Origin of the sequence: Bradyrhizobium sp. LB8.2 (assembly GCF_040548035.1) — a bacterium.
GTDB lineage: Bacteria > Pseudomonadota > Alphaproteobacteria > Rhizobiales > Xanthobacteraceae > Bradyrhizobium.
In genome coordinates this window covers 44231-57477 of sequence record NZ_JBEPQV010000002.1, presented here as the reverse complement: position 1 = coordinate 57477, position 13247 = coordinate 44231, and the positions used below count along the sequence as shown (strand labels likewise).

Genomic DNA, 13247 nt, shown 5'->3' with positions numbered 1-13247 from the left:
CCGCGTCGACCAGATCGGACGTGGACTTGGGCCGACCCGATGTTGCACTCAATTGTTCGCCATATCCTCGATACGGCTTCCTATTGGCGTGGCGAACTCGCGCCTTGCTAATTGCATACCTCGACATTCCCGGTGTTGCCACCGGGGCCTCCCCCGCCACGGTAGTCGAGGTGGCAGCCGCGACGGACCTGACGGCACAAATATTGGTCACAAACAACCTGGCCGCTGCCGCCTCCGCCACTTGCCTTCGCAGTGGCTTGTCGCCGCGGAACGTCTGCCATGGGCTCAGATCTTTGGCGCGCCGAACGATCGGCACGTGACGAACCTTCGTCCGTGTTGCGCTTGGCAACTGGCTTCTTTCCGCGCCGCTTCTCGCATTCGTTGTCATCGTTGAGGAACGAGCCCTCGGCACACGTGATCCTGACGCACTGGTCGCCGTTAGCCTTGTAGCCATGATCGCAGATCACGGGACAGACCCGGGTTGGCTTGAGTTTGATTGCGTCAAGCGCGTCGAGACTTGCGAGCTTGGCATCAAATTTCGTTCCCGCGTGCCGGTTGAACAGAGCCAACGAGCGCTGTGAGGCCGCATTCCATTGGCCATCTATGGTACCGATGAAGCAGCCGACGCGGTTCAATTCGCTTTGTACGGACTTGGTGATATCGGCTTTTGCGATATCGGTCTGGCGCGGCTCGGCGCTGAGTGCGGCAAGCTTTGGCTGCGTATTGTCGTCAGCGGGTGCAGCGGCTGTAGGATTATCCGCGAAGGCACTCCCAACAGCCGGCTTATTCCCGGAGAGAGCAGCGACGATTGTAGATTCGGACGCAGTCCGTTTCCGTTCCGCCTCGGTGGCCTGCTCCTGCGCCGCCTGCTTCGCCTTCTCGGCGGCAATTCGGGCCTCTTCCGCAGCCTTCAGATCCGCGGCCGCCTTCTCCTGGTCGGCACGCTGGGCGCCCTGCGACATCAGTCGAGTTTTCTGCTGTTCAGCCTGCTGCGCCTTCGCTGTTGCCGCGACGCGTGCGTCCTCAGCATCGATCTGATTAAGCTGCAGCTTCGCCAGATTTGCATAGTATCCGTCCGGATGCTGGTCGAGGAACGCGTTCAGAGCGGGCTTGTTGCGTAGCTGCAAGGCCAATTCGTAATCGCGACGAATTTCTGCCTGGGGATTGGCTGCTTGCACCGGCTCATCAGCCTTGGCAGCGGGAACAAGTGCAACGTCTTCGCCGCCCAGCGAGCCGTAGACATAGGGCTCCTGTCGGTTGCCCGTGGCTTGCAAGACATCATCGCGGACGAAGCCGAAGGCCCTGCGCAAGTCGAGCCCCGGCTTTGCGATGTACTTTACGAGAGCCGCCGCATACGGACTATTCTTGCTGTTGCCATCGAGTGCGGTTAGTCCGGCTTTCGCGGCAAACGCGATCAGCGTGTTGGAGACGGCGGGTTCGACCCTGGCCAGCCCGCGGCTGATTGATCGAGAGGCAACTGTACGCTTCATCGAATCGGCAAACGGATTGTTGCGGCACGCGTCGACGATCACCACGCGCAACTGTTTCGCAGGCTCGATTGCCAGCAGGACGCGGTCGAGCGAGAATGCTTCGTCATAGATATCAGTGTCACGTTCGAGTCTGGCGTCGGTCGGGATCAGATAGTTTGTCCCGTCGATCTCGATACCGTGACCAGCATAGTACACCAGGGCTATGTCCGCATTGCGAGCCTGATCGGCGAATTCTCTCAGGGCCCGCCGCATATCAGTCGCGGCGAGGTTGAGCCTTGAGTCAACCACATCGAAACCTGCCTCCTTCAAGGTTGCGGTGATGGCCGCAGCGTCGTTGGCCGGGTTTGGGAGCAGAGGGGCGTTCTGATAGTTGGCATTGCCAACCACCAAAGCCACGCGCTTTGTCGCCCAGGCCGGTTGAGCTGCCAGTAACAGCGAAGCGGCAAGGAGAAGCAAAATTCGAAGGCGCCTGTATAATCTCATGGCGAACACCCAACTATGCCCATAGAATGGTAACGTCGCGAGGACGGCCACGTAAGAAATAATTGCTGAATTCGTACGCTAGTGGCGGCTACCTATCGGCCTACAGTACCAATCTCGAGCCCGATCCATTCCTATGTGTTGTCTTGAAATGCGGACGCGTTCAAACGGCACGGAAGATAATCGCGGCCCGGCGCTGTGGGCGGTTTCGTGTGGATGATGGGTACCCACCAGTGCCTATGTCTCGCGCGAATGAATTAAGTTTTTGAAATTACACGACTATTGCATCCTATGGTGTGCTCGCGACAGCGCGGCAGAAGGCTCTGGCTTAGTTCAAACGAAAGTTCCGCTGACGGCAGATCGAGGAGACTTGAAGTCTGGGGGACCGGCTTGCGGGTCGATCGTCTCGGTTACAGCTTGCACGGAGGTCAGGAGCCGGTCAGTTCGGCTTTCCAACTCCCCAGGCGATCGTCACCTTCATGTTCTCGCCGGAGCGCTCGGCCCGGAAATTGTTCCTGCGGTAGAGTTGAAATGAAGGTCCTCCGAATTGCGAAGGCTGGCCACGGTCAACCAGTCGATCGCGTCGGTGGCCGCTACCGGAAGGTCGTAGGAGCGCAAGTCGCCAGCCGGCTTGATCAGAAGGCGCTGAATGTAAGCCGCTCCATTTCGAAGGACGGCGCACGGGGATACAATCGCAATTCCGAACTTCGGAGAAGCTGATGCCAATTCCGTTGAGGGTTTACATCACGCCATTTGCCGAGAGGGGGATCGTTGAGCCCGGGCAATGGAGCAGCGAGACGGCCAAGAAGGCGCTCGACGTGGTCAATACGATCTGGTCAAAGGCCAAGATCGCGTTCGTGATCAGCGATTGCTTGATGGAGAAGCCGCTCGACATGGCAAAGAGCGCGCGCAGCAATGATCAGCGATTGCTGGGCGTTCTTGCCTCTCGGCACGATCCGGACAATGCCGTCCACATCTACCTCGTCAATTCGATTGAAAATCTGTCCGCCGGCGGAAGCTCATACCCCAACAGCCAACCGGAGCCGGCAAGCTTCGTCCAATGGTATGGCAATGACCACGCCAATGGACGCGCCTGGGCTCACGAGCTTGGCCATCTGATGAGCCTCGATCACGTCGAGATCGACTATTCCAATGAGAAGCAGGCGGCGCAGCGTGTCAAGAACCTCATGACGATAGGATTGAGCGTCGGCTCTGACCTGACGGGCCAGCAGATTGATGCAGCCAAGGGCTCAAAGCTGGTCAAGCGATTTGGCGGATAAGTCGGCGGCCGACCGCAGAAGTCGTCACCTCCGTCGCTCTGCAGATCGCGCGCCCGCGGGAAACGGCCATGGCGGCGACAGCCTTAAAGAGGGAGCAGATCGAGGATACGGCGCCAGGTTCCTATTCGCGAGATCCTCGTCGCTCCAATCCAGGCGTTGAGCGCGAGAGTCCATGATTGCGATCACGCTCGTAACCACTTCGCCCGGTTTGCGAAAAGCCATCCGCAATTGATACGCAAATGACCCCAACGATGAAATCACCAACGACCATATCAAGTGCTTTCGGGATATTGCGCTGCGGTTGCTGGACGACGCTTACCGTTTCGCTCTATTTTTGATGGGCGAACAGGCAGACGCAGAGCAAGCCGGTAAAGGTATTATCCAGATGCGCTGCCGTTTTAACAGCGGTTGGGTAGGGGCCTCCAAGTCTAGGGCGATTCCGCGAAGTCGTCGTGCTGTACGAATTCCAGGGCCCGTCCTATCGCGACTCCCTTAGATCGTCGCTGCTCCGATCGCGACAGTGATGTCGCGTATTGCACAGGCGCATACTGCTTCGGTGCCGGATCGAAATGGGAACAAGATCACAACCTTCGTTGCAGCTGTCGATTTCATGAACTTCTCTTTTCTTGCCAGCACTAAAAGCAAGGTGGTCCTGCGCCGTCCGGCCGATCACCGACGAGTTCCTATTTGTCGATTGCAGGTTGAAAAGACATGTTCCACAAAACTGGTCGGGGCCAAGTTGACGTCGATCTGGATTTTTCGGGAGTGGGGGTTCTGCACGCGCGGCTTTGGAATTTCGATTTCGATGACTTTGCCGGCTACCGGTTTCGGGGCTTGAAGACAGAGCACTCCGAATTTCTGAAGAACAAAGTGGTTCCCCTGCTGGAGCACGACGCTGGTCAGATCTGGATGACGGGATCCGCGAGCCGGATCGGTACGGCTGATTGGAACATGACGACATCAGCCAACCGCGTGATTACGGTCGCGAAGTCTCTGTCCGAGATGGGCATCCACCCGGAGCAAATGCAGACGCACGCGATCGGCAATACGCAGACGGCAAATCACAGGCTGGACGAAGACGACGATAGATCCGTGGTCCTTTGGGTGCTGCCTAAGGTCTATTTCGAACCGATCATAAAGCCAGATTTGCCGCGACCCGTTCCGCCGAAACCAAAGGTCAGTCGAAATTTCAAGATAGCCATGCTGCTTGAGGTCGACGGTTCGATCTCGTTTGCAGCGAGAGCGGCCATCAAGCGCATCGTGAAGGGCCGGGCTGGAGCCGGGATTGCGTTTGCCAGCGCGTTGTTCTCCATATGGGACACGGAAAACAATTTGAAGTGCACCTACGTCTATGCGGCGGTCGGCCTGGGCTTTGGCTTAACCCTTCCGAAGACCGGCGGCAGATCGGGTACCCTGCATGGCCCCTGGAATTCGTTTACGACCGAAAAGCCAATCTCCTGTTCGCAGTTCGGCAAGTCGATGCGCTTTACGACTATCGGCATAGGGGATGTAAGCAAGAACTGGATCCTGCTGGAAACGCCCAGGGGAGTGAAGGACGTCTACTTGAGCATCAGCACGGGCACGACCATAGGCGGCGGCGCGTCGACATACCCAGCCCATTTGAGCGCTTTCGTCCCGCTAGAGCGACCGAAGCCGTTTGGCGGGCCGTGAGTGAACCGGCTCATCATAACATTTAGCCGCCATCGGCGAGGCGAGCTTTCGTTCGATGCGTTGCATGACGTCTTCAGACCGAGCGGGCGCAGAATCCGGTCGCAGTTATGGAGTGCTCGTGCCCAACGTGCTTGATTTGATGCGGGTTGACCGGCCATGTGGTCCAATTTCATCATGCTGCTCACGCTCTATTGAGGAGTTTCCCCGACCACGCTCATGTTGCGGCGCATGTGATTTCTCCCTCGAAGCCTTGGATCAACATTGATTTCATTTGCCAAAGCTGATTCTTGATTTCGGTTGAATGTGGGACGTTCTTAGCGTCTTCTTTGGGGCGCTCGCGTTGCATGTGAATGGAGAAAAGAACTGCTCCAGTGACAAAGCGCCGATTTGCCGAGCAACTGAGTGACAATAAAGATTGGCTCGATCCGTCATAGGACCGGGTGAAGACGAAACAGATCAACGAAATGAATGACTTACGTTGGAAATTTTCTTGCGCCCCGATGATGGATTGGACCGACCGGCATTGCAGGGTGTTCCACCGTCACCTGACGAGGCGGGCGCTGCTTTATACGGAGATGCTGACCAGTGGCGCCATCATCCATGGTGACCGGGAGCGGCTGCTTGGGTTCGACAGGGTCGAGCACCCGGTGGCGCTTCAGCTCGGCGGGTCGGATCCGCGCGAGCTCGCGCTGGCCGCGCGGATCGGCGAGGAGTTCGGCTATGACGAGATCAACCTCAATGTCGGTTGCCCCTCCGATCGCGTGAAGGACGGCCGTTTCGGCGCTTGCCTCATGGCGGAGCCTGATCTCGTGGCGGGGTGCGTCGAGGCGATGAAGCGTGCGGTTGCCGTGCCGGTCACCGTGAAGTGCCGCATCGGCATCGACGACCAGGATCCGGAAATCGCGCTCGACAAGCTTGCGCGCGCGGTCGTCGCGTCCGGCTGCGATGCGCTGATCGTGCATGCCCGGAAAGCATGGCTCAACGGTTTGTCGCCGAAGGAGAATCGCGACATCCCGCCGCTCGACTATGATCGCGTCTATCGCCTCAAGCGCGCAATGCCTGACGTGCCCGTCATCATCAACGGCGGCATCCCCGGCATCGACGAGGCGAGAGCACATCTCGAACACGTCGACGGCGTGATGCTCGGCCGCGCCGCCTATCAGGAGCCATGGCGGCTGCTGTCGGTCGATCAAGACATTTTCGGCGAGGCGGCGCCGCATGCCTCGATGCAGGATGCGATCGAGGCGATGATGGCCTACATCGAGCAGCAGCTCGCGCGCGGCACGCGGCTGCACGCCATCACGCGGCATTTCGTCGGCGCATTCCACGCCGTTCCCGGCGCGCGCGCCTTCCGCCGCCATCTTTCCGAGCAGGGGGTGAAGCCGGGCGCCGGCCTCGAGGTGCTGCGCGATGCGATCGCGCGTGTCGGTGCGCGCGCGCCGGCGGAGGCAGCAGCCTAGCCGTAGTCATGAAGAGCCGGATTGCAGTCCGCGGCGCGCCGCCTGATGTTGCGTCCGTGATCGATGGCAGCCCGCGTGATCGCGTCTGTCGGCAGTGGCGGCGCGGCTCTCGTGGGGAGTCTAGTCGACTGCCAGACGCGAGCGGCGGTGAACGGTCTGGAGCTCCGGATAGCCGGTGAGCATCAGCTTGTCGGCGCGCACGCCCCAGCTCTCCAGGCGGTCGAGGAAGCTCATGCCGAGCAGGTTCGTCTTCATCTGCCCGCGCTGAACGACGAGGGCCGGCACCGACTTCTCGACGAGGTGGCCGACGGAGAGGCGCTCAAGCGTGAGGCGGGCCGCCTTGGTGTGGCCGCCCGCGGTTTCGAGATCGACGTCGTATTCGAGCATCTCGAGCGGCAGCCCGATCGCTTTCGCGGTTTCCCAGGTCAGCACCACCGAGGTCGCACCGGTGTCGATGACCATCGGCGCGGCGACGCCGTTGATCTTCGCACGCAGCGCGAATTCACCGCCCTGGCCACGCTGGATCTGCACGGCGGGGGCAGGCGATGCGGTCTGTGTACGAAAGATGTGCGAGACCCTGCTGCTCGCGCGCGCGAGTTGGTCGGAATCGCCATAGGCAACGACGGCACCCGCCGTGCCGGCGAGCATGATGAGAACGAGCAGGAAGCGGATCATCGCGCACCCCCGGATGCGCGCCGGCCGGTCAAGTGCGTTTCGGCGATCCCGCCATGGGCGCAAGTCCAGCCTGATTCATGCGCACCGGCAACAGCGCCATGACCGCCAGCCGTTCCGCGCTTTCCATACCATGCCAGCGCGCGATCTCCGGCAAGGTGCGTCCGCAGCCGAAGCACAGTTTTGTCTTGGGATCGATCATGCAGACGGCGACGCACGGCGTTTCTTTGCTCATTCGGGCATAGTGAGGGATCGTCGGGCATGTCTGCAAGCATCTCGTTACGAGCCTGTACCTGCGCTCATGATCGGCTTGTTACGCGGCCTGCGCTTCTCGTCCGCCACCGCGGAACTGTCCGGCTGAAGCGGCGGAGAATCATCCGACATCGGCGCCAGCGCGCTCATCACGCGCTCGGGCGGGAAGGTAACGATCACCTCGGTGCCGATGCGCAGCTTCGATTTCAGCGTGAACGTACCGCCATGCAGGTCGATTAGATTTTTTGCGATCGGCAGGCCGAGACCCGCGCCCTGTTCGGCCGACTTGATCGAGTTGGAGCCTTGGCCGAACGAGGCGAGCACGACCGGGATCTCGTCCTCGGGGATTCCGGAGCCGGAATCCTTCACCGAGAGATATTGTCCGCCCGAGGCCGTCCAGCCCGCCTTAAGCCAGATCTCGCCGCCCTGCGGCGTGAACTTGATCGAGTTGGAGAGCAGGTTGAGCACGACCTGGCGGATCGCGCGCTCGTCGGCCCAGAGCCGCGGCATCGCCTGCTCGAACACCTCGTGGATGGTGATGCCGCGGCTCGAGGCGCGCAGCTTCATCAAATGATGGCAGTCGGCGACAATGCCGACCAGCGAGACCGCTTCCTCGTTGAGTTCGTAACGGCCGGCCTCGATCCGCGACAGGTCGAGGATCTCGTTGATGAGATTGAGCAGGTGGACGCCGGAATTATGGATGTCCCCGGAATACTCCTTGTAGACGGGCACGGCATGCGCGCCAAAAATCTCGCTCTTCATCACCTCGGAGAAGCCGAGGATCGCGTTCAGCGGCGTGCGCAGTTCGTGGCTCATCTGCGCGAGAAAGCGCGACTTGGCGACATTGGCGGATTCGGCGCGGTGACGGGCTTCGTCCGAGATCGCCTTGGCCTGTTCGAGCTCGCCGATCAGCGCGTCCTTCTCGGCGCGCGCCTCGAGCGTGGCGAAGGTCGAGGAGTGCAGGCGGTGCGCCAGCAGCACGAAATAGCCTTCGGCGGCGAGCGCGAGCCCGGCCAGGATGTAATTGTCCAGCGAGCCGGTCATCACAAAACTCAGCGCCATCGCGACCGCGACCGGCGCCGTAGCGGCAAGAGCCGCGATCGGCAGATTGGCCGCCAGCATGCTCGATACTGCGATGACCAGCAGCATCAGGAACATCATCAGCGTTTCCGTGACCAGGTCGAGCACGGGATGGATCAGGATCGCCATCCAGCATAGGCCATAGAGCAGGTCGAGCACGACGAAGCGCGTCCGCCAGGCGCGCGTCGCGGTTGGCGAGGAGGGCGCGGCCAGGAAGCGGTGGCAACTGCGGATCATCGCTGCGTGGATGCAGAGCATGCCGGCGGTCCAGGCTGCGGCCGGGATCGGCTGCATCCACAGCCCGAACAGCACACCGGTGGCAACGACCAGCAGCATCGCGACATAGGAGGCCGACAGCCGCGTCTGGGCATATTGGCGCAGCATCTCGGCGTCGAAAGCCGGCCGGGTTCCGCTGGTCGACGTTAACTTGTCGCGCGCCTCGCGCACCCGCTGCGCCGCAGCCCTTCGGCTGCTCGCCGACGGCGCGCTCACCGGCTCGGCCGGAAGCTGGACAACCTCGGGCTTTTCAGCGGGTTTACTCATCGCACAACAACAATTCCTGCCCGCGCGAGGCGGGCCTTCTGCATTGTCTATCTCTGGCAAGAAATCCTTAAGAGGTGACTTAAGGAGCTAAAGAATTACGTTAACCCGGCGTTAATTTTGGATCCGGCCTGAGTAGCTCATTGCAGCACCGCATGCTGCGCGATGTACACCACGGCTCCCGCCAGATAGCCGGCGAGCGCGGGGACGGCGATGCGGCGGGCATACCAGAGGAACTCGATGCGCTCGAGCCCCATGGCGGCGACGCCTGCGGCCGAGCCGATGATCAGGATCGAACCGCCGGTGCCGGCGCAATAGGCGATGAACTCCCAGAGGAAGCTGTCGGGCGGATAGTGGCCGAGGTCGTACATGCCCATGGTCGCGGCCACCAGCGGCACGTTGTCGATGACGGCGCTCAGCAGGCCGAGCACGATGACGATGAGATCCTGGCGACCAATCGCGGCGTCCAGCCATTTGGCCAGCATGGAGAGCAGGCCGGCATGTTCGAGGCTGGCGACCGCGAGCAAGATCCCGAGGAAAAACACGATCGAGCCCATGTCGATCCGCGTCAGCGCATGCGCAAGCGTGAGCGGACCACGGACATGCTCATCCTTGTTGCGATGAACGATCTCGCCGACCAACCACACGATGCCAAGCCCGAGCAGGACGCCCATGAAGGGCGGCAGGTGCGTGACCGTCTTGAAGACGGGCACCGCGATCAGTACGCCGAGTCCGAGATAGAACATCACGTTCCGCTCGAGCGGATCGACGCTCTGCAATCCGTCCTCTTTCGGCGGCGGCGCGATGGTCTTGCCCTTGAGCGAAAAGCTGATGAATGCGAGCGGCACCAGCAGGTTGAGCAGCGAGGGCAGGAACACCGCGCCCATGATCTTCAGCGGCGAGATCTGTCCGCCTATCCACAGCATGGTCGTGGTGACGTCGCCGATCACGGTCCATGCACCGCCGGCGTTCGCGGCGATGACGATGAGGGAGGCGAACAGCAGGCGGTCGTCGCGCTTGGCGATCAGCCGCTGGATCAGCGAGACCATGACGATGGTGGTGGTCAGATTGTCGAGGATCGCACTGAGGAAGAAGGTCACGAAGCCAATCAGCCATATCAGACGGATCTGGCTGGTCGTGCTGATGCGGGAGGTGATGACCTCGAAACCGTCATGGGCGTCGATGACCTCGACGATGGTCATCGCGCCAATCAGGAAGAACACGATCTGCGCGGTGGAGGCGACGGACTCATCAAGCTGACGGCTGACCAGCGTGTGGTCGCCCGTCGCGAGCGCGTAGATTGTCCAGAGCACGCCCGCGCCGAGCAGCGCAGACGCGCTCTTGTTCACCCTGATCGGATGCTCGAGCGCGATCGCCGCATAGGCGAGGACGAAGATTGCGGCGAGTGCGATCAGCAAGGCAGGATCACTTCGTCAGGTGTCAGCGATTAAGGCGCGCGAGCAGGCTCGACGTGTCCCAGCGCTTGCCGCCCATCTTCTCGACCTCGGCGTAGAACTGGTCGACGAGCGCGGTGACCGGCAGATTGGCGCCGTTGCGGCGGGCTTCGGCCAGCGAGATCGAGAGGTCCTTGCGCATCCATTCGACCGCGAAGCCGAAATCGTACTTGTCGTCGTTCATGGTCTTGTAGCGGTTCTCCATCTGCCAGGACTGAGCCGCGCCTTTTGAGATGGTCTCGATCACGGCGGCGACGTCGAGGCCGCTCTTCTTGGCGAAGTGGATACCCTCGGAGAGTCCCTGAACCAGGCCTGCGATGCAAATCTGGTTGACCATTTTGGTCAGCTGGCCCGAGCCGGCCGGCCCGAGCAGTTTGCACATTCGCGCATAGGCGCCTGTGATGATTGGCTCGGCGCCGGAATAGGCATCCTGGGCGCCGCCGCACATCACGGTCAGCACGCCGTTCTCGGCGCCGGCCTGGCCGCCGGACACGGGTGCGTCGATGAACTTGAAGCCGGCCTTGGTCGCGGCAGCATCAAGCTCACGCGCGACCTCGGCGGAGGCGGTGGTGTGGTCGACGAAGGTCGCGCCCTTTTTCACGCCGGCGAACGCGCCGTCGGCGCCGATCGTGACCGCGCGCAGATCATTGTCGTTGCCAACGCAGCACATCACGAAATCCTGGCCCTCGGCTGCAGCCTTCGGCGTCGCCGCGGTCTTGCCGCCAAACTTGTCCGTCCATTCCTTCGCCTTGGCCGCGGTGCGGTTGTAGACGGTGACCTCATGGCCCCCTTTTTTCACGAGGTGTCCGGCCATGGGGAAGCCCATGACGCCGAGACCGAGGAAAGCGACTTTAGCCATGTGGGGTACCTTGTCCGTAGTTCGGGTTTTACGGTTTTTGCCGGGCGAGGGGACGCCAATCGACGCCCTCAAAAGTTCCGCCATTGCGGCAGATCGCGCGCACCATAAACCGTTGAGGCCGGAGGGCAACGGCTTCGTTTGATGCCCTCCTGTGCTAGGATGGCGGACCTAAGGACTTCAAAAAAAGGGAGCGAAAGCATGGGCAGCGTAAGCGTGGGCGTGCTCGATCATTTCAACATCCGGACCCGGAATCTGGCCGAGACCGTCCGCTTCTACGAGGACGTGCTGGGCCTGGAAAATGGCGCCCGGCCGAATTTCGCCTTCCCCGGCGCCTGGATGTACAGCGAGGGCAGGCCGGTGGTGCACCTCGTCGATATTTCTCCGACTGCCGAGCCACAAAAGCCGGATTCCGGCGTTGTCCACCACGTCGCCTTCGCCAGCCGCGGATTTGACGGGATGAAGCAGCGGCTGGCCTCAAAGGGGATGAAGTTCGACTCCCGCCAGGTGCCCGGCGGCGAACTCTGGCAGATCTTCGTCCACGACCCCAACGGGGTCATGATCGAGCTCAATTACGAGGCGGCCCTGGAGCTGGGGGCGGCGCCCGCCGAGATGGCTGACGATATCGGCAGGCAGTAGCCTTTTGGGCGTTTCCGCTCTAATGGGGCATCTTGAATTCGAGGAGATGCGCTTTGAGCGTGACGCAGCAACAGGTTCTCGACAGCCTCGCCAGGATCAAGTCGCCCCGCGGGGTCGCGCTCGCCAATGCCAATGTGCTGAGCGCGATCAACGCCGCCGACGGCAAGGTGTTCTTCTCGATCAATGTCGATGCCACCGAGGCGCGGGCCTGGGAATCCGTCCGGGCCGAAGCCGAGGCCGCGGTCCGCGCCATCCCCGGCGTCACCACCGTCATGGTGGCGCTGACCGCCGAGCGCAAGGCCGGCGCCGCGCCTCCGCCGCCAACGCCGAGCCGCGGCGCGCCAGGCGTGCAGCCGGTCCACGCCCACAAGCCGCCGCAGGGCGGTCAATCGCCGATGGCGCGGCAGTCCGAGATTCCGGGCGTCGCAGCCGTGATCGCGGTCGCCTCGGGCAAGGGCGGCGTCGGCAAGTCCACCACTGCGCTCAATATGGCGCTGGGCCTGCGCGACCTCGGCCTCAAGGTCGGGCTGCTTGATGCCGACATCTACGGCCCCTCGGTGCCGCGGCTGACCGGCCTGCACGACAAGCCAGCGCTGAACGACGAGCGCAAGATGATTCCGCTCCGGCGTTTCGGCCTCGCCATCATGTCGATCGGCTTCCTGGTGGAGGAAGAGACCGCGATGATCTGGCGCGGGCCGATGGTGATGTCGGCGGTGACGCAGATGCTGCGCGACGTCGCATGGGGCACGCTCGACGTGCTCGTCGTCGACATGCCACCGGGTACGGGCGATGCCCAGCTCACCTTGGCGCAGAACGTCCCCTTGAAGGGCGCCGTGATCGTCTCGACCCCGCAGGACCTGTCCCTGATCGACGCAAGGCGGGGACTTGCGATGTTCAAGAAGGTCAACGTGCCCGTGCTCGGCATCGTCGAGAACATGAGCTACTTCCAGTGCCCGCATTGCGGCACGAAATCTGATATTTTCGGCCATGGCGGCGCGCGCCACGAGGCCGAGAAGCTCGGGGTACCGTTCCTGGGCGAGATCCCCCTGCACATGGCGATTCGCGCCACCTCGGATGCCGGCACGCCCGTGGTCGACAGCGAGCCGGACGGTCCCCATGCGGCGATCTACCGCGCCGTTGCAGGACAGGTCCGGGACCAGCTCAAGGGCGTCATCGCCGCGGCCTGAGCGGATCCAAGCCAATCCCTTCAAACCAATACCCTGGGGACATGCGACTTTCGTAGAGCCCTGTCATGCCAATGTCGCGTTTCGAAAGCGGGGCTTCCGTGTTAAAGGCCCACGGCAGTCAAGCCCCTTCGGTTCGACGCGGCCCAAAAACGCGTCGCCGGAATGTGCGGCAGCAAAGAGGAAGTT

General features: G+C 61.8%; 11 protein-coding genes. 5 read left to right on the top strand and 6 right to left on the bottom strand.

Annotated elements, in window-relative coordinates; translation table 11 throughout:
- Nucleotides 1–107 precede the first annotated feature (107 nt).
- Entirely contained in the window at nt 108–1973 is a 1866-nt protein-coding gene (locus tag ABIB06_RS02755; RefSeq protein WP_354043864.1) for a caspase family protein, read from the bottom strand.
- Between the two features lie 716 nt (nt 1974–2689).
- Here ABIB06_RS02755 and ABIB06_RS02750 point away from each other — a divergent pair.
- The 3 genes from ABIB06_RS02750 to dusA all read left to right on the top strand — a co-directional run bounded on the left by ABIB06_RS02750 (nt 2690) and on the right by dusA (nt 6381).
- Nucleotides 2690–3250, top strand: a complete 561-nt coding sequence (locus tag ABIB06_RS02750; protein WP_354043861.1) for a hypothetical protein — start codon at nt 2690–2692, stop codon at nt 3248–3250.
- A 711-nt stretch (nt 3251–3961) separates the two neighbouring features.
- A complete protein-coding gene (locus ABIB06_RS02745) occupies nt 3962–4921 on the top strand; it encodes a hypothetical protein (protein WP_354043858.1) in 960 nt (319 codons plus the stop codon).
- 464 nt (nt 4922–5385) lie between these two features.
- Complete coding sequence (gene dusA / locus ABIB06_RS02740; protein ID WP_354043854.1) at nt 5386–6381, top strand: tRNA dihydrouridine(20/20a) synthase DusA; 996 nt, start codon at nt 5386–5388, stop codon at nt 6379–6381.
- A 120-nt stretch (nt 6382–6501) separates the two neighbouring features.
- Here dusA and ABIB06_RS02735 read toward each other — a convergent pair whose 3' ends face one another.
- From ABIB06_RS02735 to ABIB06_RS02715, 5 genes are all read right to left on the bottom strand, one after another.
- Complete coding sequence (locus ABIB06_RS02735) at nt 6502–7056, bottom strand: TIGR02281 family clan AA aspartic protease (RefSeq protein ID WP_354043851.1); 555 nt, start codon at nt 7054–7056, stop codon at nt 6502–6504.
- Nucleotides 7057–7084: 28 nt separating this feature from the next.
- Nucleotides 7085–7288: a DUF1289 domain-containing protein gene (locus ABIB06_RS02730; protein ID WP_354043848.1), complete on the bottom strand. Its 204-nt coding sequence runs from the start codon at nt 7286–7288 to the stop codon at nt 7085–7087.
- 44 nt (nt 7289–7332) lie between these two features.
- A complete protein-coding gene (locus ABIB06_RS02725) occupies nt 7333–8928 on the bottom strand; it encodes a sensor histidine kinase (RefSeq protein WP_247340857.1) in 1596 nt (531 codons plus the stop codon).
- A gap of 137 nt (nt 8929–9065) precedes the next feature.
- On the bottom strand, nt 9066–10343 hold the full coding sequence (nhaD, locus tag ABIB06_RS02720) for a sodium:proton antiporter NhaD (RefSeq protein WP_354043843.1): 1278 nt from the start codon (nt 10341–10343) through the stop codon (nt 9066–9068).
- A gap of 22 nt (nt 10344–10365) precedes the next feature.
- Nucleotides 10366–11238, bottom strand: a complete 873-nt coding sequence (locus ABIB06_RS02715; RefSeq protein WP_354043839.1) for an NAD(P)-dependent oxidoreductase — start codon at nt 11236–11238, stop codon at nt 10366–10368.
- A 198-nt stretch (nt 11239–11436) separates the two neighbouring features.
- Between ABIB06_RS02715 and ABIB06_RS02710 the strand changes: the two genes are divergently transcribed.
- Nucleotides 11437–11874, top strand: coding sequence for a VOC family protein (locus ABIB06_RS02710; RefSeq protein WP_354043835.1), 438 nt, complete (start codon nt 11437–11439; stop codon nt 11872–11874).
- A gap of 53 nt (nt 11875–11927) precedes the next feature.
- Nucleotides 11928–13061 (top strand): Mrp/NBP35 family ATP-binding protein, encoded by a 1134-nt coding sequence (locus tag ABIB06_RS02705; RefSeq protein ID WP_354043832.1) that lies wholly within the window; start codon nt 11928–11930, stop codon nt 13059–13061.
- Nucleotides 13062–13247 lie beyond the last annotated feature (186 nt).